21 protein-coding genes are annotated in these 20,104 nt (G+C 67.6%); 5 read left to right on the forward strand and 16 right to left on the reverse strand.

The genetic code is table 11. From position 1 onward, the window contains the following. Positions 1-121: 121 nt before the first annotated feature. From ACGHX3_RS05815 to ACGHX3_RS05825, 3 genes are read left to right on the forward strand one after another with little or no spacing between them, the layout of a single operon-like run. Positions 122-595 (forward strand): GFA family protein, encoded by a 474-nt coding sequence (locus ACGHX3_RS05815; protein WP_394696712.1) that lies wholly within the window; start codon positions 122-124, stop codon positions 593-595. Between the two features lie 51 nt (positions 596-646). After that, positions 647-1,390, forward strand: a complete 744-nt coding sequence (gene rlmB, locus ACGHX3_RS05820; protein ID WP_394696713.1) for a 23S rRNA (guanosine(2251)-2'-O)-methyltransferase RlmB — start codon at positions 647-649, stop codon at positions 1,388-1,390. A 13-nt stretch (positions 1,391-1,403) separates the two neighbouring features. Further along, the gene (locus ACGHX3_RS05825; protein ID WP_394696714.1) at positions 1,404-2,597 is read left to right on the forward strand and encodes a P1 family peptidase; all 1,194 of its coding nucleotides are present in this window, start codon (positions 1,404-1,406) and stop codon (positions 2,595-2,597) included. A gap of 10 nt (positions 2,598-2,607) precedes the next feature. On the opposite strand, the gene ACGHX3_RS05830 is transcribed toward ACGHX3_RS05825, so the two are convergent. Further along, positions 2,608-3,147, reverse strand: coding sequence for a helix-turn-helix domain-containing protein (locus ACGHX3_RS05830; RefSeq protein WP_394696715.1), 540 nt, complete (start codon positions 3,145-3,147; stop codon positions 2,608-2,610). 120 nt (positions 3,148-3,267) lie between these two features. On the opposite strand from ACGHX3_RS05830, the gene rhtA reads away from it, so the two are divergent. Next, positions 3,268-4,155 (forward strand): threonine/homoserine exporter RhtA, encoded by an 888-nt coding sequence (gene rhtA / locus ACGHX3_RS05835; protein WP_394696716.1) that lies wholly within the window; start codon positions 3,268-3,270, stop codon positions 4,153-4,155. Between the two features lie 10 nt (positions 4,156-4,165). On the opposite strand, the gene rnt is transcribed toward rhtA, so the two are convergent. The 10 genes from rnt to pstS (ACGHX3_RS05885) all read right to left on the reverse strand — a co-directional run bounded on the left by rnt (position 4,166) and on the right by pstS (ACGHX3_RS05885) (position 13,075). Next, the gene (rnt, locus tag ACGHX3_RS05840; RefSeq protein ID WP_394696717.1) at positions 4,166-4,795 is read right to left on the reverse strand and encodes a ribonuclease T; all 630 of its coding nucleotides are present in this window, start codon (positions 4,793-4,795) and stop codon (positions 4,166-4,168) included. Positions 4,796-4,937: 142 nt separating this feature from the next. Then, complete coding sequence (locus ACGHX3_RS05845) at positions 4,938-5,687, reverse strand: DUF2063 domain-containing protein (protein ID WP_394696718.1); 750 nt, start codon at positions 5,685-5,687, stop codon at positions 4,938-4,940. Beyond that, a complete protein-coding gene (locus ACGHX3_RS05850; protein ID WP_394696719.1) occupies positions 5,680-6,534 on the reverse strand; it encodes a DUF692 domain-containing protein in 855 nt (284 codons plus the stop codon). The genes ACGHX3_RS05845 and ACGHX3_RS05850 overlap by 8 nt, the downstream gene beginning before the upstream one ends. Positions 6,535-6,592: 58 nt before the next feature. Beyond that, positions 6,593-6,988, reverse strand: coding sequence for a hypothetical protein (locus tag ACGHX3_RS05855; protein WP_394696720.1), 396 nt, complete (start codon positions 6,986-6,988; stop codon positions 6,593-6,595). A 168-nt stretch (positions 6,989-7,156) separates the two neighbouring features. Then, entirely contained in the window at positions 7,157-7,867 is a 711-nt protein-coding gene (phoU, locus tag ACGHX3_RS05860) for a phosphate signaling complex protein PhoU (protein WP_162337639.1), read from the reverse strand. A gap of 124 nt (positions 7,868-7,991) precedes the next feature. Then, positions 7,992-8,810, reverse strand: a complete 819-nt coding sequence (pstB, locus tag ACGHX3_RS05865; protein ID WP_162337640.1) for a phosphate ABC transporter ATP-binding protein PstB — start codon at positions 8,808-8,810, stop codon at positions 7,992-7,994. Beyond that, positions 8,803-9,654: a phosphate ABC transporter permease PstA gene (gene pstA, locus ACGHX3_RS05870; protein WP_394696721.1), complete on the reverse strand. Its 852-nt coding sequence runs from the start codon at positions 9,652-9,654 to the stop codon at positions 8,803-8,805. The genes pstB and pstA overlap by 8 nt, the downstream gene beginning before the upstream one ends. Continuing rightward, positions 9,654-10,625 (reverse strand): phosphate ABC transporter permease subunit PstC, encoded by a 972-nt coding sequence (gene pstC, locus ACGHX3_RS05875; RefSeq protein WP_162337643.1) that lies wholly within the window; start codon positions 10,623-10,625, stop codon positions 9,654-9,656. The genes pstA and pstC overlap by 1 nt, the downstream gene beginning before the upstream one ends. 117 nt (positions 10,626-10,742) lie before the next feature. Then, complete coding sequence (gene pstS / locus ACGHX3_RS05880; RefSeq protein ID WP_394696722.1) at positions 10,743-11,837, reverse strand: phosphate ABC transporter substrate-binding protein PstS; 1,095 nt, start codon at positions 11,835-11,837, stop codon at positions 10,743-10,745. Between the two features lie 236 nt (positions 11,838-12,073). Continuing rightward, the gene (gene pstS / locus ACGHX3_RS05885) at positions 12,074-13,075 is read right to left on the reverse strand and encodes a phosphate ABC transporter substrate-binding protein PstS (RefSeq protein WP_394697248.1); all 1,002 of its coding nucleotides are present in this window, start codon (positions 13,073-13,075) and stop codon (positions 12,074-12,076) included. 453 nt (positions 13,076-13,528) lie between these two features. On the opposite strand from pstS (ACGHX3_RS05885), the gene ACGHX3_RS05890 reads away from it, so the two are divergent. Continuing rightward, the gene (locus ACGHX3_RS05890) at positions 13,529-14,827 is read left to right on the forward strand and encodes an OprO/OprP family phosphate-selective porin (protein WP_394696723.1); all 1,299 of its coding nucleotides are present in this window, start codon (positions 13,529-13,531) and stop codon (positions 14,825-14,827) included. Positions 14,828-14,904: 77 nt separating this feature from the next. Here the strand turns inward: ACGHX3_RS05890 and ACGHX3_RS05895 are convergent, their stop codons facing one another. Genes ACGHX3_RS05895 through asnB form a run of 5 tightly spaced genes read right to left on the reverse strand, consistent with a single transcriptional unit; the run spans position 14,905 to position 20,084 of the window. Next, on the reverse strand, positions 14,905-15,945 hold the full coding sequence (locus ACGHX3_RS05895; protein WP_394696724.1) for a hypothetical protein: 1,041 nt from the start codon (positions 15,943-15,945) through the stop codon (positions 14,905-14,907). After that, complete coding sequence (nadE, locus tag ACGHX3_RS05900; RefSeq protein WP_394696725.1) at positions 15,942-16,943, reverse strand: NAD(+) synthase; 1,002 nt, start codon at positions 16,941-16,943, stop codon at positions 15,942-15,944. The genes ACGHX3_RS05895 and nadE overlap by 4 nt, the downstream gene beginning before the upstream one ends. Beyond that, entirely contained in the window at positions 16,940-17,857 is a 918-nt protein-coding gene (locus tag ACGHX3_RS05905) for a N5-glutamine methyltransferase family protein (RefSeq protein ID WP_394696726.1), read from the reverse strand. Before ACGHX3_RS05905 ends, nadE begins: the two co-directional genes overlap by 4 nt. Continuing rightward, positions 17,854-18,111, reverse strand: coding sequence for an acyl carrier protein (locus tag ACGHX3_RS05910; protein WP_162339197.1), 258 nt, complete (start codon positions 18,109-18,111; stop codon positions 17,854-17,856). The genes ACGHX3_RS05905 and ACGHX3_RS05910 overlap by 4 nt, the downstream gene beginning before the upstream one ends. Positions 18,112-18,113: 2 nt before the next feature. Continuing rightward, positions 18,114-20,084, reverse strand: coding sequence for an asparagine synthase (glutamine-hydrolyzing) (gene asnB, locus ACGHX3_RS05915; protein ID WP_394696727.1), 1,971 nt, complete (start codon positions 20,082-20,084; stop codon positions 18,114-18,116). Positions 20,085-20,104: the final 20 nt, after the last annotated feature.

The following is a 20,104-nucleotide window of genomic DNA, read 5'->3' on the forward strand; positions in this document are numbered from 1 at the left end:
CATCTTGATGTTGCTTTTGTCGGGATGATTCAAGGCAAGTGCAGAATCAGGATGGATCCCGGCGTGCGCCGGGATGACGGCATGGATTGCCGTGTTTTCCCTTGCCTGATGCGGAGCGACTATGTCCCTCGACATCCACAGCGGCGGCTGCCAATGCGGCGCGGTCCGCTTCCGCGTCACGGGTGAGCTGAAGGACGCATCGATCTGCCATTGCCGCATGTGCCAGAAAGCCTTCGGCGCTTACTACGCCCCGCTGGTGTCCACGCGCGGCGCGGTGCTGGAATGGACGCGCGGCGAACCGAAGCGCTTCCGGTCGTCGAACGTCGTGCAGCGTGGCTTCTGCGCTGACTGCGGCACACCGCTGACCTACGAGGCGCCCGATGGCGTGGCACTGGCGGCAGGGGCTTTCGACGATCCGGCCGGGCTGGCGCCGTGGGTGCAGTACGGCGTGGAGAGAAAGCTGCCCTATGTGGACGGCCTGTCGGCACTACCGCAGCGGCGGACCGAGGAAGACGAGGCCGCTACGGCGTTCCTGGCCGGGGTGGTCTCGTTCCAGCATCCGGACCACGACACGACCGCGTGGCCGCCGCGCTGAGCCGGCGGTCGGTGCGATAATGCCGGCCTTTCCTACGCGGCCGTACAGCGCATGAGCAAGCAGAACCAGTGGATCGTCGGCGTCAACGCGGTCGCCTCGGCCGTCGAGAACGACGTCGACAACGTGCGCGAGATCCTGGTCGAGGGCGGCAGCAAGAACGCGCGCCTGACCGAGATCGAAGAGAACGCGCGCCGCAAGGGCATCGACGTGCGCCGCGTCACCGGCCAGGCGCTGGACGGCGTGGCCGGCTCGCTGCGCCATCAGGGCGTGGCGGCGCGCTATGCCGCCGCGCCAACCTGGGACGAGAACGAGTTGCAGGGTCTGGTGGAAGCCGCCGAAGGCAAGGCGCTGCTGCTGGTGCTGGACGGCGTGCAGGATCCGCACAACCTCGGGGCCTGCCTGCGCAGCGCGGCGGCGGCCGGCGTCACCGCGGTGATCATCCCCAAGGACAAGTCGGTCGGCGTCAATGCCACCGTGCGCAAGACCTCGGCCGGTGCCGCCGACCGCATCCCGGTGGTGCAGGTGACCAACCTGTCGCGCTGCCTGCGCGACCTGCAGCAGTTGGGCGTGTGGATCTATGGCCTGGCCGGTGAAGCCACCGCATCGCTGTATGCGACCGACCTGCGCGGCAACGTGGCGCTGGCACTGGGTGGCGAAGCCGATGGCCTGCGCCGCCTGACCCGCGAGCACTGCGACGGGCTGGTGAAGATCCCCATGCCCGGCGACATCGAAAGCCTCAACGTCTCGGTCGCAGCCGGCATCACGCTGTTCGAGGCCGTCCGCCAGCGCCAGTAAACAAGGAGAAGACATGAGCAAGGAACGCGGCGGTATCTTTCGCCACCTGGTCGCGCTGTCGCTGGTGGCGTGTTCGTTCTCCGCGACCGCGAAGGACGAGACGCGCGTCCGCGCGCGCGACCTCGGCGTCGCCCCGGGCATCTTCGCGCCTAGCACGCACAACGCCATCACCGATGTCGCCGGCGTGCGCGTCGGCCAGGTGACGCTGAAGGAGGGCGACACCGTCCGCACCGGCGTGACCGCGATCCTGCCGCATGCCGGCAACGTCTACCGCTCGCGCGTGCCGGCGGCGGTGCATGTCGGCAACGGCTTCGGCAAGTTCGTCGGCAGCACCCAGGTCAACGAACTGGGCGAACTGGAAACGCCCATCCTGCTGACCTGCACGCTGTGCGTGTGGAAGGCCGCCGATGCGATGGCGGACTGGATGCTGGCCAAACCCGACATGGGGAAGGTGCAGTCGCTCAATGTGGTGGTCGGCGAAACCAACGACGGCGGGCTCAACGATATCCGCGCACGCCCGGTCACCGCCGAGGCCGTGCGCCGCGCGCTGGAATCCGCCTCCGACGGTACGGTGCAGGAAGGCAGCGTCGGCGCCGGCACCGGTACGGTGGCATTCGGCTGGAAGGGCGGTATCGGCACGTCGTCGCGCAAACTGCCCGCGTCGCTTGGCGGCTGGACCGTCGGCGTGCTGGTGCAGAGCAATTTCGGTGGCGTGCTGCAGGTCTCGGGCGCGCCGGTCGGGCGCGAACTGGACCGCTACGCCTTCCAGAAGGCGGTCGCCATGCAGGCCGGCGACCGCCGCGGCCTTGCCGACGATCGCGGCGACGGGTCGATCATCATCGTCATCGCCACCGACGCACCGCTGGGCGACCGTAACCTTCGTCGCGTCGCCTCGCGCGCGATGATGGGCCTGGGCCGCACGGGCAGTTCGGCTTCCAATGGCAGCGGCGACTACATCCTGGCGTTCTCCACCGCGGCGTCGGTGCGGCGCGCCTTCGATGCGCCGCGGCTGGAGACGTCGGAGCTGGCCAACGAGCAGATGAGCGCCGTGTTCCAGGCCAGCGTGGAAGCAGTGGAAGAGGCGATCTACAACTCGATCTTCATGGCCACCACGGTCAGCGGCAACGGCGAGACCGTCGAGGCGATCCCGCTGGATCGCGTGCGCGCGATCCTGGAGCAGCACGGCATCGCACCACCGAAGAAGTGATGCGCCGGACTCAGTGCACGACGTTGCGGATAAAGCGCAGCGGCGCGTCGCCGTCGTTGCGGTAGGCGTAGTCGCGGTCGCTGGGGAATACGAAGAAGTCGCCGGCCGCGACGATGTGCTCGCGGTCCGGCAGTTCGATCACCAGGCGGCCTTCGATGACGAAGAACATCTCGCGCCAGCCCGCGGGATCGGCCGCCGATACGTAGCGGTCGCCCGGCATCAGCGTCCACGCCCACAACTCGACGTCGTGGGCCGCCGGCGCGGTGGCCAGCAACACGCCCTGCGAGCCGGCGACGCGCCCACTCCAGGCCAGCGCCTCGATGCGATCGAGCCCCGGCCGGCTCGGCGCCTTCACCAGGTCGGCGAACGTCACCTTCAGCGCCTCGGCGATGCGGTCCAGGGTGTTGAGGCTGACATTGGCGTCGCCGGATTCGATGCCCACCAGCATGCGGCGGGAGACATCCGCGGCGACCGACAGCGCCTGCTGGCTGAGGCCTGCGTCGGTCCGCAGGCGACGGATGTTCTCGGCGACGTGTTCCAGCACACTCATGGGTGAGGGTTGCGCACTATATTGCGCATCCTGTAAGCTTCGATCTGCGCAATATAGTGCGCAATCGAATCCCTCTTCAAGCGCGGCGCTCCGCTCCCGGTGTCCGCAGGTCGTGTCGTCATGTCGTCCTCCAACTCCCATCCCACCATCCACTGGCAGCCGATCGCGCTGCTGCTCGTCGCCATGCTGTCGATCCAGGCCGGCGCGTCGATGGCGAAGAGCCTGTTCCCCGCGGTCGGCGCCACCGGCGCGACGGCACTTCGGCTTGCGCTGGCGACCGTGATCCTGGTGGCCGTGTTCCGCCCGTGGCGCGCGCGCGTCACCCGCGAGCAATGGCCGCTGCTGCTGTTCTACGGCGCCTCGCTCGGGCTGATGAACCTGCTGTTCTACAAGTCGTTGGAAACGGTGCCGCTCGGCATTGCGGTCGCGCTCGAATTCACCGGACCGCTGGCGGTGGCGCTGCTGGGTTCGCGTCATCTGCGCGACGTGGGCTGGGTCGTGCTGGCCGTGATCGGACTGGTGCTGCTGGTACCGGAGCAGGGCAGCCAGCCGCTGGACCTCGTCGGTGCGGCCTACGCGCTGGGTGCCGGCGCCTGCTGGGCGATGTACATCGTGTTCGGCCAGAAGGCGGGCAACGTGCATGGTCCGCAGACGGTCGCCATCGGCAGCTGCATCGCCGCCGCGGTGGCGGTGCCGTTCGGCGTCGCGCACGCCGGCACCGCGCTGCTGGCGCCAGCATTGCTGCCCATCGCGTTGGCGGTCGCGCTGCTGTCCACCGCGGTTCCCTACAGTCTGGAGATGGTGGCGTTGACGAAGATGCCGACACGCACCTTCGGCATGATGATGAGCCTGGAACCGGCCATCGCCGCGCTGTGCGGCCTGCTGTTCCTGCACGAGCGCCTGTCGATGCTGCAGTGGCTGGCGATAGCGTCGATCATCGTCGCGTCTGCCGGTGCCGCCATGACCTCGCGCGCGCCGGTGACGACGGCGGCCAGCGGCGAGGCGTAGCGTCGCGCGATCAGCCCAGCGGCTTCGGCCACGCGTTGACGATCTTGCAGAACAGGCGCGCGGTCTGCTCCGCGTCGTACACGGCGGAATGTGCGTCCTCGGCATTCCAGTCGAAGCCGGCCGCCTGCACGGCGCGGGCGAGCACGGTCTGTCCGTAGGCGACGCCGGCCAGCGTCACCGTGTCGAACACGCTGAAGGGATGGAACGGGTTGCGCTTGTGCGCCACGCGCGCGACGGCGGCGTTGAGGAAGTTGAGGTCGAAGTGCGCGTTGTGGCCGACCAGGATCGCGCGCTGGCAGCCGTGTTTCTTCACCGCGGCGCGCACCGGCGCGAACACGTGGTCTAGCGCGTCCTTCTCGTGCTTGGCGAACCGGAACGGATGGTCGAGGTCGATCCCGGTGACTTCCAGCGACTTCGGGTCGATCTCGGTGCCTGGCGCAGGATGCAGGTGCACGCTCGACGTGGTGCCGCAGACCAGCAGGCCGTTCTCGTCCAGGTCCAGCGGCACCGCCGCCAGTTCCAGCAGCGCATGCCGGTTCCAGTCGAAGCCGCCAGTCTCCACGTCCACCACCACGGGCAGGTAGCCGCGGAAGCGCTGGGCCATGGGGGTGATGCGGGAGGGTTCGGCGGTGTTTTCCATGAGGAAAGCGTAGCAGAGGCAGCCGGTGCTTCCTCGGCTGGAAGCACAACCGCGATCCGGACTTCTTCTCGTGGGAGCGACGTCAGTCGCGATGGGGCAATGCAGGCTGTCAGACGATCGCGACTGACGTCGCTCACACAGGTCAGATCCGGGGAGCGGTACCCAGCAGCGTGCCTTCCTCGCGCATGCGCGACAGCATTGCCGCGCCCTGTTCGACGAAGGCGGACACGTCGTCGACGCCTGCTTCCACCGCGAGCTTCCGCAACGTATCACTACCACTGCGTCCACCTACGCCGAGCAGCTCGATCAGGCGGTACACCAGCGACGAGATGGCGGCGAAGCGGATCTGGTAGCCGGCGTCGCGGCGGACGAGCAGCAAGGTGGGCTCTGCTTGCGGCGCGTCGGGCTGGAATGCCGGACCGATGCGATGCACCGGCCACTGGTAGGCCAATGCCCAAGCGAAGGGCGAGACGACGGGCTCGCCCGCAAGGAGGTCGCCGTCGGGCACATGCGCCGGGACTGCGTCGTCGGCGATCTGCAGGGCCAGCTCGACCCACTCGTAGTGTGCGAGTTCGCGTAGCCAGGGAGGAAGCCCATCGTCGTCGCGCGATTCCAGGTAACGGATGAACTCGCGCGCGATCTCCGGGAACAGTGGTGTCTGGCTGCGGTGGTCGGCGTAGAAGCGGCGCACGAGCGCACGCCACGCATCGTCGCCCAGCGTCTTGCGGATCACCGGGAAGTTGCCGGCCAGCAGGCCTTCGATGTTGTTGAAGAACAGATCGCGGTAGACCGCCAGTCGCCGGTCCTCGATGCCGGGCGGCGGGGGTTGCGACGACGGATCCCGCAGGTGGCGCGACAGCGCGAACTGCTGGTCGTGCAGCGTTTCAGCCATGCGTGGCCTGGGCGGTCGTGCCGTTCGCATGCATCGCCTGCAGGTCGCGGACGCGCTGCAGTTCCGCGCACAGCTCCGCCAGTGGCGGGAAATTGAAATCGCGTTCCAGCAGGGTAGGGCGTACACCATGAGTGGCATAGGCCAGCGACAGCAGCGCCCACACGTCGTCCTTCACCGGCGCGCCGTGCGTGTCGACCTTGAGGTCGTCGGCCTCGTCGTAGTGGCCGGCGATGTGGTACGACGCGATCCGCGCGGAAGGCATGCGCGCCAGGAAATCGCGCGCGTCGTAGCCATGGTTGATGGCGTTGACGAACACGTTGTTGACGTCGAGCAGCAGGTCGCAGTCGGCTTCGTCCAGCACCGCGGTGATGAAGTCGGCTTCCGCCATCGCCTGGTAGGGCGCGGCGTAGTAGGAGACGTTCTCCACGGCGATGCGGCGGCCCAGCGCATCCTGCGCCTGGCGGATATGCGCGGCGACGTGGCGGACCGCCTCCTCGGTAAACGGGGTCGGCATCAGGTCGTACAGATGGCCGTCGTCGCTGCAGTAGCTCAGGTGTTCGCTGTACAGCGACACGCCATGCTGGTCGAGGAAGCGCCGCGTGCGTGCGAGGAAGGTGTCGTCCAGCGGCGCCATGCCGCCCAGCGAGAGCGACAGGCCGTGGCAGGTGACCGGATGGCGGGCGGACAGCACCTGCAGTGCTTCGCCGTAGCGGCCACCCACGCCGATCCAGTTGTCCGGTGCGCACTCGAGGAAATCGAACGCGCCGGCCGGCGCGTCCAGCAGTTCGTCCAGCAGGGCGCGACGCAGGCCGAGGCCAGTAGTGTGGGTGGAGAGGGGATGGCTCATGCGCGGGGTGTGCGCGGATCCCGGCGTTGCGCCAGGATCCGCGTCGACCGATCAGGGCTTACTTGTCGCCGGTCTTCTTGTCGCCGCCGCATTTGCCCTCGCCACACTTGCCTTCTCCGCACTTGCCCTCGGCACCCTTGGTGCCGGCATGGGCCTTGTGCTCGGCGGCGTCGATGAAGCCATCCTTGTTGGTGTCGATCTCGGCGAATGTCGCCGCCTTGTCCGGGTGCGCGGCGGTGAACTCGGCCTGCGAGACCTTGCCGTCCTTGTCGGTGTCGACCTTCGCCATGCCGCACTTGCCTTCGCCGCATTTGCCTTCGGCCGTCTTGGCGGCGTCCTGTGCGGCCAGCAGGTAGCCCTGCGCCAGCGGTTCCATGGCGAAGGCGGAACCGGTCAGGGCAAGGCCGCCGACCAGGGCGATGGCGACAGCGGCGGGCTTGTTCGTCTTGGACATCGTCATGCTCTCCAATGGGGTGCGACGGGGGCCGCACGGGAAGTGGCGACAGTGTAGACGCAGTCCGTTAGCCGGCCGTATGCAGGGCCTGAAACGCCTGCGCCCCGCATGGGAGCGGGGCGAAGGTGGTGTTGCGGTGCGGAACGGGCCGGCCCGGCTCAGCTCAGCTCAGACCGCGCCGGTGGTGCTGGTCTCGTCGCGCTTGTCGCGCGGGGGCAGCGGCTGCTCGCCGTGCACCAGGAACCAGACGTTCTCGGCGATGTTGGTGGCGTGGTCGCCGATGCGCTCCAGGTTCTTGGCCATGAACAGCAGGTGCGTGCAGGGCGTGATGTTGCGCGGGTCTTCCATCATGTAGGTCAGCAGCTCGCGGAACAGCGCGGTGTAGTGCGCGTCCAGTTCGGCATCGCGTGCGCGGACCTGCACCGCCTGTTCGGCGTCGCCGTTCTGGTAGGCAGCCAGCACGTCGCGCACCTGGCGCGCCGCCAGCTTGCCGAGCGCGCGCAGGCCGGTGATCTGCGGCATCGGCGGCGAAACGTTGAGCGCGATCGAACGCTTGGCGACGTTGGCCGCGTAGTCGCCGATGCGCTCGATGTCGGCCGGGATGCGCAGGCCAGCGAGGATCTCGCGCAGGTCGCGCGCCATCGGGCCGCGCAGCGCCAGGTGCATCACGTCGTGGCTGACCTGGTGCTCGATGGCATCGATGGCCTCGTCGTTGGCGATGATGCGCTGGGCGGCCTTGTCGTCGCGGCGCTCGACCACGTCCAGCGCGGCTTCCAGCTGCGCGACCGCGGTTTCGCCCATGCGCACGATCTCGGCCACGATGCGGCGCTGTTCTTCGTCGTAGCTCTTCACGATATGGTCGTTGGGTTGGGTGTTCATGGGGAGGCCGTGATTGGTGATTCGTGATGGGTGATTCGCGATGGGATGAACCGGTGCCGTTTCATGCTGGGGTGCTCGCTTTGGCGAATCACCAATCCCCAATCACGAATCACGGGTTCCGGCATCAGCCGAACCTGCCGGTGATGTAGTCTTCGGTCTGCTGCTTGCCGGGGTTGGAGAAGATCGTCGACGTGGCGTCGTGCTCCACCAGCTCGCCCAGGTACATGAAGGCGGTGTAGTCCGACACGCGTGCCGCCTGCTGCATGTTGTGGGTGACGATGGCGATGGTGTACTGGTGCTTCAGTTCCTCGATCAGCTGCTCGATCTTGCTGGTCGAGATGGGGTCCAGCGCCGAGGTCGGCTCGTCCAGCAGGATCACGTCCGGGCGCAGCGCCACCGCACGCGCGATGCACAGGCGCTGCTGCTGGCCGCCAGACAGGCCCAGCGCGCTCTGCTTCAGCTTGTCCTTGGCTTCGTCCCACAGCGCCGCCTGGCGCAGCGCCTGTTCGACGCGCACGTCCATGTCGGCCTTGTTGAGGCGTTCGTGGTGGCGGATGCCGTAGGCGACGTTCTCGAAGATGGTCATCGGAAACGGCACCGGCTTCTGGAACACCATGCCCACCTTGCTGCGCAGGCGGTTCATCGGGTACCTGGTGTCGAGGATGTTCTCGCCATCCAGCAGTACCTCGCCCTTGGCATGCAGCTTGGGGTACAGCGAATAGATGCGGTTGAACACGCGCAGCAGGGTGGACTTGCCGCAGCCGGAGGGACCGATCAGCGCGGTGACGCGTTTTTCCGGGATCTCCAGGTTGATGTTCTTCAGCGCATGGAAATCGCCGTAGTAGAAGTCCAGGCCCTTGGCCGCCAGCTTCACGCTGGCGGGCGCGGCGAGGTCGTCGTGGCGCTGCGGCGTCACCACGGCAATGCGGGCGGCGTCATTCATGGGTCACCTTGTTTCGAAGAAGGATGGTTCGCGCAATCAGGCTGAGGATCAGCACCATGCCGGTGACGAGGAAGGCGCCGGCCCAGGCCAGCGAGTTCCACGAGTCGTAGGGGCTCATCGCGTACTGGAAGATCACCATGGGCAGGTTGGCCATGGACTGGTTGAGGTCCGTGCTCCAGAACTGGTTGTTGAAGGCGGTGAACAGCAGCGGGGCGGTCTCGCCGCTGATGCGCGCCAGGGCGAGCAGGATGCCGGTGACGATGCCCGGCAGCGCCGAACGCATCAGCACCTGGGTGGTGACCTTCCACTGCGGCACGCCCAGCGACAGCGCGGCTTCTCGCATCTGCTGCGGCACCAGCCGCAGCATCTCGTCGGTGGTGCGCACGATCACCGGCAGCGCGATGAATGCCAGCGCCACCGCACCAGCCCAGGCGGAGTAGTGGCCCATCTGCGCCACCATCACGGTGTAGATGAAGAGGCCCAGCACGATGGACGGCGCCGACAGCAGGATGTCGTTGACGAAACGGACGGTTTCGCCCAGCCAGTGCTTGTTGGCGTATTCGGCCAGGTAGGTGCCGGCGGCGATGCCGATCGGCGTGCCCAGCAGGATCGCCAGCAGGCTGATCACCACGCTGCCGAACAGCGCGTTGGCCAGGCCGCCGGGTTCGTTCGGGGGCGGGGTCATCTGGGTGAACAGGTCCAGGTTCAGGCTGCCCATGCCCTTGGTGATCGTGGTCCACAGGATCCAGACCAGCCACATCAGGCCGAACGCGGCGGCGGCGATGGACAGCGACAGTGCGGCGACATTCTTGACCTTGCGCCAGGTGTAGAGCGAAGCGGACATCAGTTGCCCTCCCGCTTGGCGAGCTGGCGCAGCATCAGGCGGGCGATCGCCAGCACGATGAAGGTCAGCACGAACAGGGTGAAGCCGAGCAGCAGCAGCGAACCCTTGTGCAGCGGGTCGGTGGCTTCGGCGAATTCATTGGCGATGGTCGCGGCGATCGAGGTGCCGGGTTCCAGCAGCGCCAGGCTGATCGCGTAGGCGTTGCCGATCACGAAGGTGACTGCCATCGTCTCGCCGAGCGCGCGGCCCAGGCCGAGGAACACGCCGCCGATCACCGCCGAGCGGGTGTACGGCAGCACGATGTCCCAGACCACTTCCCACCTGGTCGAGCCCAGCGCGTAGGCGGATTCCTTCAGGCGGCCCGGCACGGTCAGGAAGACCTCGCGCATCACCGACGAGATGAAGGGGATCACCATGATGGCCAGCACCAGGCCGGCGGTCATCATGCCGATGCCCAGCGGCGGACCCGACAGCAGCACGCCGACCAGCGGCAGCTGGCCGAGATTGTCGTTGATCCACGGATAGACGTGTTCGCTCAACTGCGGCGCCAGCACGAACAGGCCCCACATGCCGTAGATGATCGAGGGAATGCCGGCCAGCAGTTCGATGGCCATGCCGACCGGGCCGCGCATCCAGGCCGGTGCGACTTCGGTCAAGAACACCGCGATGCCGAAGCTCACCGGCACGGCGATCAGCATGGCGATGCCGGCGCTGACCAGCGTGCCGAAGATCGGCACCAGCGCACCGAACTCGCGCGTGCCGACGTTCCAGTTGGTGCTGGTGAAGAAGCCGAGGCCGAAGGTCTGCAGGGCTTCACGGCCGCCCCACAACATCGAGACGGCAGCGGCGATCAGGGAGAACAGGACGAACAGGCCGGCGCCGGTCAGGGTCAGCCGGAACAGTGTGTCGGCGCGTGCGTCTTTCGCAGTGCGCACGTCCGTCAGGGAAGCGGGGAGGGCGGTGGCGTTCATGCAACCCGGGAGGTGGGGGAGGGGCGGTTGACGCGTGAAGCGCTAGTGCACGGTGGTGCGGTTACCGCGTGATGACAGCGGGCCGCCCCACTGGACGGCCCGCGGATGACACATCGATCAAAGCTTGATCTCGGTGTTCCAGTACTGCTCGATCTGGCCGACCAGTTCCGGCGGCAGCGGCACGTAGTCCAGCTCGTTCGCCTGCGCCTGGCCCTGCTCGTAGGCCCACTTGAAGAACGCCAGCGTGTGCTTGGCCTTCGCGGCGTCCTTCGGCTGCTTGTAGACCAGGATGAAGTTGGTCGCGGTGATCGGCCACGCCTGCTCGCCCGGCGCATTGGTGATGACCAGGTTGAAGTCCTTGGCGTTCGCCCAGTCGGCACTGGCCGCGGCGGCGGCGAAGCTTTCCGGCGTGGGCTTCACGAACTGCCCGGCGGCGTTCTGCAGCGAGGCGTACGACATGTTGTTCTGTTCGGCATAGGCCAGTTCGACGTAACCGATCGAGCCCTTCAGCTGGCGCACGTAGGCGGCGACGCCTTCGTTGCCCTTGCCGCCGACACCGCCCGGCCAGTTGACCGAGGTGCCTTCGCCGACCTTGGATTTCCACTCCGGGCTGACCTTGGCCAGGTAATTGACGAAGTTGAAGGTGGTGCCCGAGCCGTCGGAGCGGTGCACGGTGTTGATCTTGCCGGTGGGCAGGGTGACGCCCGGGTTCAGCGCGACGATCGCCGGGTCGTTCCAGGTGGTGATCTTGTGCAGGAAGATGTCCGCCAGCACGGTGCCGCTGAGCTTCAGCTGGCCGGGTTGCAGGCCTTCCACATTGATGACCGGCACCACGCCGCCGATGACCGACGGGAACTGGGCCAGGCCGGCCTGGGCCAGCTCCTCGGACGAGAGCGGCTTGTCGGACGAGCCGAAATCGACGGTCGCGGCCTTGATCTGCGCGATGCCGCCGCCGGAGCCGATGGACTGGTAGTTGATCTTGGCGCCGGTGGCCTTGTTGTAGTCCGTGGACCAGCGGGCCATCAGCGGATAGATGAAGGACGCGCCCGCGCCGGTGAGTTCGGCGGAGATCTGCTGCGCGCCAGCGGCGGCGGTCGGGGCTGCGTCGGCGCCGGCCGTGGTGGCGGGAGCGTCGGTCTTGCCGCCGCAGGCGGCAGTGAAGAAGGCGGTGGCCAGGGCCAGCGTGGCCAGGCGGGCGGTACGGACGGGCATGGAGTCTCCGGACGGGTCGTGTGTGATCCACGCTATGAAATGATGTTTTTGTTACAGCGTGATGACATCGCCATCTCGCGCTGTCATGCGACGACCGGCGGAGCCGTGTCCAACGAACACGCCCAATAGACATGCCGAACAAAAAAGGGCGGGCCCGAAGGCCCGCCCGGTGATGTGGCGCGGGAGGGACGCCGCATCGGCGCCGGCACGGGGAGAGACCGTGCCGGCGGGTGCGATCAGTACTTCAGGTTGGCTTTCCAGTAGGTCTCGATCTGCTGGACCAGCGCCGGCGGCAGCGGCACGTAGTCGAGCGACTTGGCCTGGGCGTCGCCGTTGGCGTAGACCCAGCGGAAGAAGTCGCGGGCGTCCTTGTTGCCCTTCTTCGGCGCCTTGTACATCAGGATGAAGTTGGTGGCGGTGATCGGCCAGGACTGCGCGCCCGGGGCGTTGGTCATCACCAGGTAGAAGTCCTTCGACTTGCCCCACTCGGCGCTGGCGGCCGCGGCGGCGAAGCTCTCTTCGCTCGGCTGCACGAACTGGCCGGCTGCGTTCTTCAGGCTGGCGTAGGACATCTTGTTCTGCAGCGCGTAGGACAGTTCGACATAGCCGATGCCGCCCTTGATCTGCTTCACGTACGCGGCGACGCCTTCGTTGCCCTTGCCGCCCACGCCGGTCGGCCACTGCACGGTGGTGCCCTCACCGACCTTGGTCTTCCACTCCGGGCTGACCTTGGACAGGTAGTTGACGAAGTTGAAGGTGGTGCCCGAACCGTCCGAGCGACGGACGACGGTGATGCGCTGCGCCGGCAGGGTGACGCCCGGGTTGAGGGCGGCGATGGCCGGGTCGTTCCAGGTCTTGATGGTGCCCAGGAAGATGTTGGCCAGGGTCGGGCCGTCCAGCTTCAGCTGTCCCGGCTTCAGGCCGGCCACGTTCAGCACCGGCACCACGCCGCCGATCACCGACGGGAACTGCGCCAGGCCGTACTTGGCCAGATCTTCCGGCTTCAGCGGGGCGTCGGACGAACCGAAGTCCACCGTGCCGGCCTTGATCTGCGCGATACCGCCGCCCGACCCGATGGACTGGTAGTTGACGCGGTTGCTGGTGGCCTTGGCGTAGTCGGCGGACCACTTGGTCATCACCGGGTACACGAACGAGGCACCGGCGCCGGTCACGTCGGCGGCGAACGCCTGCGCCGAGAAGGCCGAGGCGAGCGCGAGCAGCGCGACGCGGGATTTGATCGAGTTGAGCACGGAAATCTCCTGGGAGAAGGCAGGGTGGAAGGACGGGGCATGCCCGTTGGGTGGCCATTCCACGACGTTTGTGTGACAGCCCCGTGTCGGCATTGCGACAGTCCGGTGACGTGGGGTGCGCGCCCGGTGGTCGCGGGTGCGCGAGTGTCGTGCGCAAGGTCAGGTGCAGGAGGGGAGGGCACTGCTCTCCAACGATTCGGTCTAGTGCCGGATTCATACATATAGGAGTGCCTGCGTGCGTAGCGCGCAGCCGCAGACGGGGTCTGCTCGCGCCTTGTCACGCCACGGTCATGAAACTCACATGTGACTGCAAGATTTCACTCCCATCCTTTAGCGCATCTTTGACGGGCGCTTAATGATTTCCGAAGGTGATCTCGGAAGCGAAGCAGGGCGCCCACGAAGCCTGTGCTCCTACTTCTTACTTCCACTCGGAGAGTCACCATGCGTTATTCCCTCCTGGCCGCCGCGCTTGCCGTCGCCATGGGCAGCACCAGCTTCTCGGCGTCCGCCGCCGACTCCCGCGATCAGACGATCGCCGAACTGAAGGCGCAGCTGGAAGCGCTGTCGGCCAAGGTGGCCGAGCTGGAAGAGCGCACCGATGCGCAGTCCGACGTGAACCTGGACACCGCCGCGCAGCTGGACAAGATCACCACCGGCTCGCCGAAGATCGACACCAAGGGCGGCGTGAAAGTCACCTCGGCCGATGGCAAGTTCGAAGCCAGCATCGGCGGCCGCATCCACTTCGACACCTATGCTTTCGACCGCGACCTGGCCAGCACCACGGGCACCACCGAATTCCGCCGCGCGCGCCTGACCCTGTCGGGCAAGGCCTACGGCTGGGACTACAAGATGGAGAACGATTTCGGCGCCGGTGGCGGCCTGGAGGGCTTCCGCGACGTCTACATTGCCAAGTCCGCGCTGGGTGGCAAGTTCACCATCGGTCACTTCAAGCCCTACCGCGCCATGGAAGAACTGACCAGCTCCAACGAACTGCTGACCATGGAGCGTCCGTTCGCGTCCGCCACGGGCCTGTTCTCGGGCCGCCAGTTCCAGCAGGGCGTGGGCTACCTGCGTGCCGGCGAGAACTACACCGCCGGCCTGAGCGTGTTCAACCTGCGCGGCGCCTCCGGTACGCGCAACGAAGGCATGGGCGCCGCCGGTCGCGTGACGTTCGCGCCGATCAACACCGACAACAGCACGCTGCACTTCGGTGCGTGGTACAGCTTCGAGGACAACAACCAGGGTTCGGCCGACCTGGTCGCCACCTCCAACTACGCCGGCCGCCGCGGTCCGTCGCAGGTCATCGCCACCACGACCGGCGCAAGCCGCAACACCGTCGACGTGATGGCGGTGGAAGCCGCGGGTTCGTTCGGCCCGGCGTTCTTCCAGGCCGAATACGCCGACGCCACCTACGGTCAGCCGCTGGGTCGCGACCAGGACGTCAAGACGTACTACGTGCAGGGCAGCTTCATGCTCAACGGCGGCCACAAGCCGTACAAGGGCGCCACCGGCGTGTTCGGTTCGCCGAAGGTCGCCGACAAGGGCCTGTGGGAGCTGACCGGTCGCTACGACTACGTCGAGAACGAAACGCTGAACCGCGAAGTCACCAGCTGGATCCTCGGCATGAACTACTACGTCAACCCGAACCTGCGCTTCATGTTCAATTACACGCAGGGCGACAACGAAGTCACCGGCGACGAAACCGCCCAGTACGCGCTGCGCACGCAGTTCAGCTGGTAAGCCAGCGCCGGCCCGGATGACGGGCACGGCATCGCGAAGGGACATGCCACCGGCATGTCCCTTCTGCGTGGTGGGGACTATTCGTCCTCGTCGAACGGGGTCAGCCGGAATGCCGCGCGCGGTGCGGCGTCGTCCTGCTTCCAGCGCGCATACACCGGTCGTCCCTGGCGGACGAAGAAGCCGTGCCGGCGCAACAGCGCCTTCTCGCTGTCGGCAAGACAGCCTTCCAGCGAGATCGAGCGGCAGCCCAGCGCGTGTGCCGCGTCTGCGAGCACGGTCAGGCTGCGCGATGCACTGCCTGCCGGATCGGTCTTGAAGTCCACCACGTGCAGCGTGTCGCCCTGCTGCCGGCACACGAACCAGGCGCATGGCTGCGGCGCGCGGTCGCGCTGCACGTAAAGGAAACGGAAGCTTTCCAGCGGGCAGCGCGCGAACCGCCATTCCAGCGTATCGCGATCGTGTACGCCTTCGAGCGTGCCGGGCTCGGACCACGCCTGCGCGTGCACGGTTTCATGTGGCGTGGTGCGCCATGCCGCATGCAGCCGGCGGCCGGCCATCCGGTGGAGCCGATCGCGCAGCCACGCCAGGCGATCGATGCAGGCGCCCAGAGGCGCTGCGAGCGCCGCGGGCATCCGTCGCGCCAGATAGGGACCGTGCCGGACGATGCGCACGTAGGTGGTCATGTCGCCGACGTGCACGTAGCCAAGCCGTTTCACCACCGGCACGGCATGAGGGTTGGGGAACCCGTAGACCAGGTCGCCGTCCTGCAGCGCGGTGTCGCTGGCCGTGCGCTGCAGCAGCAAGGCCGGGCCGAGCATGCGATGGCCGGGCATGACCGCCATGTCGGCCAGCAGTCCGCTCCGCAGCTCGCGGCCGTCCAGCCGCATCCGACGCCAGCCCACGCCGGCAGTGCCGACGATGGCGTGGCTGGGCTGATGCACGAGTACCTGCAGCAACGCGTCGTGCGGCGCGCGGCGGTAGAACCAGTCCAGTTTCAGCGAACGAGCCTGGTCGTCATGCAGGCTCGACCGCCAGATGTCGACGACGGCATCGCGGTCGCGCACGACGTCGGCGCGCGCGACCGCATAGGGATTGCTGTCGGCGACCTGCGCACTCATGCGGCGTGCGCGCCCGCCCCGTCGCTGACAGAGACGTTGCCCAGCAGCACGGGGCGCAGGTGCAGCGGTGCCGTGCTGCGACGCTTCCTCACGATGTCGGCGTAGACGGCCTCGGCCTGTTCCACCGTCATCTCCAGCACGCGCGCGAGGTCCGCGGCAGGCACGTCGTGTTCCAGCGCCCACAGCGCCAGGTCCATCGCGCGGTACGGCAGCGCGAAGTAGAACTCGTCCTGGCCCTGCTCCAGGCTGTAGGTGTCGGTGGTCGGCTGGGCGCTGCACAGCCGCTCCGGCAGGCCGAGATGGCGTGCCATGCCATAGACCTGCGATTTGTAGAGGTGCGCGATCGGCTTGATGTCGGCCGAGCCGTCGCCGTTCTTGACGAAGAAGCCCTGGTCGTACTCCAGCCGGTTGGGCGTGCCCAGCACGGCGTAGTGCAGGCGGTCGGCATGGAAATACTCGATGGTCTTGCGCAGCCGTTGCTTGTAGCTGGTCGCGGCGACGATGGTCAGGTACTCGTGCAGGCGCAGTTCGCGCTCGTGCATCGCGCCGTCGGGCGACTGCGCGATCAGGCGGAAGCGGTTGATCGCACCCTCGCTGCCGCCGGCGATGGCCAGCTTCATCTTCCAGTCGTCGCGATACTCCGGCAGTACGGTGCGCACGGCGGCGTCGCGCGCGGCATAGGCGCCGATCGCGTCCAGCGCCGGTGCGATGTCGAAGATGTCCACGCTGACGCCCAGGGTGTCGGCCAGCAGGGTGGCGCGCGCCGCGCTGTCCGGATCGGAGTCGCGCTCGGGCAGGATCAGGCAGTGCACGCGCTCCTTGCCGAGTGCGCGCACGGCCAGCGCAGCACACGCCGAGCTGTCGATGCCGCCGGAAATGGCGACCACCAGGCCCCGTCGGCGCAGCGATTGCGCCACGGTTTCGCGCAGGCGCGCGCAGATGCGTTCGGCTTCCTGTTCGTAATCGATGTCCAGTGCTTCCCAGCCGAATCCGCTCATCCGTTGTCTCCCGTCATGCGGTCCGCGCGGCGCGCCAGCAGCGCGCGCACGGCTCCGTCTCCATCGATCAGTTCGCGTACGTCGTCCCAGGCGCCGTCGTTGCGCAGGCGGCGCGCCATCGCCGGCCCCTGGCCAAGCCCGACCTCGAACGCGAGCCAGCCGCCGGGCTTCACGAACCGGACGGCGTCCTGCATCAGCCGGGCGAGCAACGACACGCCCAGTGGACCGCCGTCGAACGCCAGCCGGGGCTCGTACGCCGAAATCTCTTCCGGCATCGCGCCGACCTTGCTGCTGCTGATGTACGGCGGATTGCAGAGCAGCAGGTCAACGGCGCCGTGGAAGGTCGCGTCGTCGAATGGGGCGAGCAGGTCGCCGGCGTGGAACTCGACGCGGTCGGCCAGGCCGAGCAACGTCGCGTTGCGGCGCGCCAGCGCCACCGCGTCCTCGCTGAGGTCGGCACCGAACACGCGCAGGCCGTCGACATGGTGCGCCAGCGCCAACGCCAGGTTGCCGGACCCGGTGCAGACATCCACCGCGATGCCGGGTGGGCCGTCTGCGTCGCGGCTCCGCGCAAGCCCGATCACCGCCTGTCCCAGCAGTTCGGTTTCGCGGCGCGGAATCAGCGCCTCCGGGCCCGCCAGCAGCTCCAGGCCGAGGAAATGCTGCCGGCCGGTCAGGTGCGCCAGCGGCGTGCCGGCGAGGCGCTTCCCGATCAGGTCGTCCAGGCGCCGTTCGGCAGCCTCGTCCAGGTCAGAGAGCGTGGCGCCGGCGGCGGCAACGGCCGAGAGCGGCGAGCCCGTCGCGGCGGACCACAATGCGCGCAGCGTGTTCTCCGGCGTTTCCTCCGGCTTGTCGTGCGCTGCCCGCCAGTGTGCCTGCAGCGTGCGCAGTCGCTGTTCGGCTGCCGCGGTCATGCCGCCTTCGAGCGCATGACGAACGACACGATCCGGTCTACCGAGTCGAAGTTCTCGGGCACCATGGCCGCGTCGTTCACCTTCATGGCGAAGTTCTCCTCGATCACCAGCACCAGCTCGAGCACACCGGTCGAATCGATGACACCCATGTCCAGCAACGACGCATCGTCGGAGAGCCTGGCCTGGTCGTTGGTGAACATCAGGTTGTTGAGGATGTGGCCGCGGATCTTTTCGCGGATGGCGGTTTCGGTCATGGTCATTCCGTCCCGGTGGCAGGCAATGGGGTGGTCAGCGGCGCGCGCCGGCGGATGAAGCCGTCGTGCAGCAGCATGGTCGAGAGGATGCCGACGAAGGCCTGGTTGTCGGCGAAGCCCACCGCGCGACCGTTGCGGCACTTCTCGAACAGCAGCCGGACCTTGCCGGCATCGAAGCAACCGGCATCGCGGATGCGCTCGGGCGACAGCAATTCGTCGACGTAGTCGGCCGGGCGGCCGTCGGTGAAAAAGCTGCTGGCGTCCGGCGCACGGTAAGGCTGCTTGGTGCGGCGGGCGATCTCCGGCGGCAGCAGCGGCGCCAGCGCCTTGCGCAGGATGTGCTTCTCGGTCAGGCCGCGCAGCTTCCATTGCGGTGGCAGCCGGTTGGCGAATTCGATCAGCCGGTGATCGAGGAACGGGAAGCGGCCCTCGATGGAGTTGGCCATCGCCACGCGGTCGCCCTGCGATGACAGCAGGTAGGCGGCCATCAGCGACTTCGCTTCCACATACTGGTCGCGTGCCAGGGGCGACCAGCTGTCGATCGTGGCGGGCAACCGCTGTTCGTAGAACGAGAACGGGTCGAAGCCGGCGACGCGCGATTGCAGTTCCGGCGACAGGAACGCAAGCGCGCGGCGCGAGGTCGTCCAGCGCGGCGCATGCGCGAATACCGGGCGCGGCAGGTGCTCCATGCCCTGGCCGAAGAACGAGCGGGCGAATCCCGGTGTGCCCACCGGCGAGTGCTTCAGGTAGCCGTACAGGCGTCCCAGCAGCAGGTGGCGCCACTGCGACTCCGGGTTGCGCGCCCAGAAGCGGCGCACCTTCGCTTCCTTGAACAGGTCGTAGCCGCCGAACACCTCGTCGGCGCCTTCCCCGGTCAGCACCACCTTGTAGCCCGAACGGCGGACCAGGCCCGACAGCAGCATCAACGGCACCGGCGCGGTGCGCAGCACGGGCGCCTCGGTGTGATGGATCAGCGTGGGGAACGCGTCGGCGATGTCGCGGCGCGTGCAGTGCAGGGTGGTGTGCTCGGTGCCGAGGTGGCGCACCATCGTCTGCTGCTGTTCGCGTTCGTCGAACTCGGCGTCCTCGAACGTCACCGAGAACGTGCGCACCGCCGCGATGCCGCTGCGCTTCACCAGCGCGACGATACCGGACGAGTCCAGTCCGCCGCTCAGATAGGCACCCACCGGCACATCGGCGCGCAGCTGCAGGCGGACCGCGTCATCCAGCAGGTCGCGCAGCTCGTGCACGGCATCGTCGAAGGAGGTGAAGGTCGGTGCGTCGCCCGCGCGGGGGAAGCTCCAGTCCCAGTACTGCGTGAGCGTGCGCGTGCCGTCCGATTCCACCGCCAGCAGATGGCCGGGCGGCAGGCTGTCGATGCCGGAGAACAGCGTGTCCGGATCGCAGGGGCCCCAGAAGGTGAACGCCTGCGCGAGGCCGTCGGGATTGAAGGTCGCGCGTTCCGGCAGCGCCGCCAGCAGCGCCTTGATCTCGGATGCGAACCACACGCGGCCCCGCGCGGTCGCGTGATAGAGCGGGCGGATGCCGGCGCGGTCGCGCGCCAGCAGCAGCCGGCGCCGCAGCGTGTCCCACACCGCGATCGCGAACTGACCGTTGAGCCGTTCGACGAAGCGGTCGCCGTCGCGGTGGTAGAGGTGGACGATGACTTCGGTGTCGGAGCGCGTGCGGAAGCGATAGCCCTGCGCTTCCAGTTCCTCGCGCAACTCGACGTAGTTGAAGATCTCGCCGTTGAAGACCGTCCAGACGGTTTCGGTGCCGTCGTGCAGCGGCTGCTGGCCGGTGGCCAGGTCGATGATCGCCAGACGCGCATGCGCCAGTCCCACGCCAGGCTCCACGTGCGTGCTGCTGCCATCCGGTCCGCGATGGTGCAGCGTGCCGATCATGTGCTGCAACGTCGCCCGGTCCTCGGGAACGCCCTGCACTGCGCCAGCGAAGCCTGCGATGCCGCACATGGTCAGATGTCGCCAACGGG

Source organism: Pseudoxanthomonas japonensis, assembly GCF_043632995.1.
Taxonomy (GTDB): Bacteria; Pseudomonadota; Gammaproteobacteria; order Xanthomonadales; family Xanthomonadaceae; genus Pseudoxanthomonas_A; species Pseudoxanthomonas_A japonensis.

What these genes read in the sequence shown, in the direction of transcription:
- ACGHX3_RS05815 (WP_394696712.1), top strand. Translation starts at nt 122, where the DNA reads ATGTCCCTCGACATCCACAGCGGCGGCTGCCAATGCGGCGCGGTCCGC.
- rlmB (WP_394696713.1), top strand. Translation starts at nt 647, where the DNA reads ATGAGCAAGCAGAACCAGTGGATCGTCGGCGTCAACGCGGTCGCCTCG.
- ACGHX3_RS05825 (WP_394696714.1), top strand. Translation starts at nt 1,404, where the DNA reads ATGAGCAAGGAACGCGGCGGTATCTTTCGCCACCTGGTCGCGCTGTCG.
- ACGHX3_RS05830 (WP_394696715.1), bottom strand. Translation starts at nt 3,147, where the DNA reads ATGAGTGTGCTGGAACACGTCGCCGAGAACATCCGTCGCCTGCGGACC.
- rhtA (WP_394696716.1), top strand. Translation starts at nt 3,268, where the DNA reads ATGTCGTCCTCCAACTCCCATCCCACCATCCACTGGCAGCCGATCGCG.
- rnt (WP_394696717.1), bottom strand. Translation starts at nt 4,795, where the DNA reads ATGGAAAACACCGCCGAACCCTCCCGCATCACCCCCATGGCCCAGCGC.
- ACGHX3_RS05845 (WP_394696718.1), bottom strand. Translation starts at nt 5,687, where the DNA reads ATGGCTGAAACGCTGCACGACCAGCAGTTCGCGCTGTCGCGCCACCTG.
- ACGHX3_RS05850 (WP_394696719.1), bottom strand. Translation starts at nt 6,534, where the DNA reads ATGAGCCATCCCCTCTCCACCCACACTACTGGCCTCGGCCTGCGTCGC.
- ACGHX3_RS05855 (WP_394696720.1), bottom strand. Translation starts at nt 6,988, where the DNA reads ATGTCCAAGACGAACAAGCCCGCCGCTGTCGCCATCGCCCTGGTCGGC.
- phoU (WP_162337639.1), bottom strand. Translation starts at nt 7,867, where the DNA reads ATGAACACCCAACCCAACGACCATATCGTGAAGAGCTACGACGAAGAA.
- pstB (WP_162337640.1), bottom strand. Translation starts at nt 8,810, where the DNA reads ATGAATGACGCCGCCCGCATTGCCGTGGTGACGCCGCAGCGCCACGAC.
- pstA (WP_394696721.1), bottom strand. Translation starts at nt 9,654, where the DNA reads ATGTCCGCTTCGCTCTACACCTGGCGCAAGGTCAAGAATGTCGCCGCA.
- pstC (WP_162337643.1), bottom strand. Translation starts at nt 10,625, where the DNA reads ATGAACGCCACCGCCCTCCCCGCTTCCCTGACGGACGTGCGCACTGCG.
- pstS (WP_394696722.1), bottom strand. Translation starts at nt 11,837, where the DNA reads ATGCCCGTCCGTACCGCCCGCCTGGCCACGCTGGCCCTGGCCACCGCC.
- ACGHX3_RS05890 (WP_394696723.1), top strand. Translation starts at nt 13,529, where the DNA reads ATGCGTTATTCCCTCCTGGCCGCCGCGCTTGCCGTCGCCATGGGCAGC.
- ACGHX3_RS05895 (WP_394696724.1), bottom strand. Translation starts at nt 15,945, where the DNA reads ATGAGTGCGCAGGTCGCCGACAGCAATCCCTATGCGGTCGCGCGCGCC.
- nadE (WP_394696725.1), bottom strand. Translation starts at nt 16,943, where the DNA reads ATGAGCGGATTCGGCTGGGAAGCACTGGACATCGATTACGAACAGGAA.
- ACGHX3_RS05905 (WP_394696726.1), bottom strand. Translation starts at nt 17,857, where the DNA reads ATGACCGCGGCAGCCGAACAGCGACTGCGCACGCTGCAGGCACACTGG.
- ACGHX3_RS05910 (WP_162339197.1), bottom strand. Translation starts at nt 18,111, where the DNA reads ATGACCGAAACCGCCATCCGCGAAAAGATCCGCGGCCACATCCTCAAC.
- asnB (WP_394696727.1), bottom strand. Translation starts at nt 20,084, where the DNA reads ATGTGCGGCATCGCAGGCTTCGCTGGCGCAGTGCAGGGCGTTCCCGAG.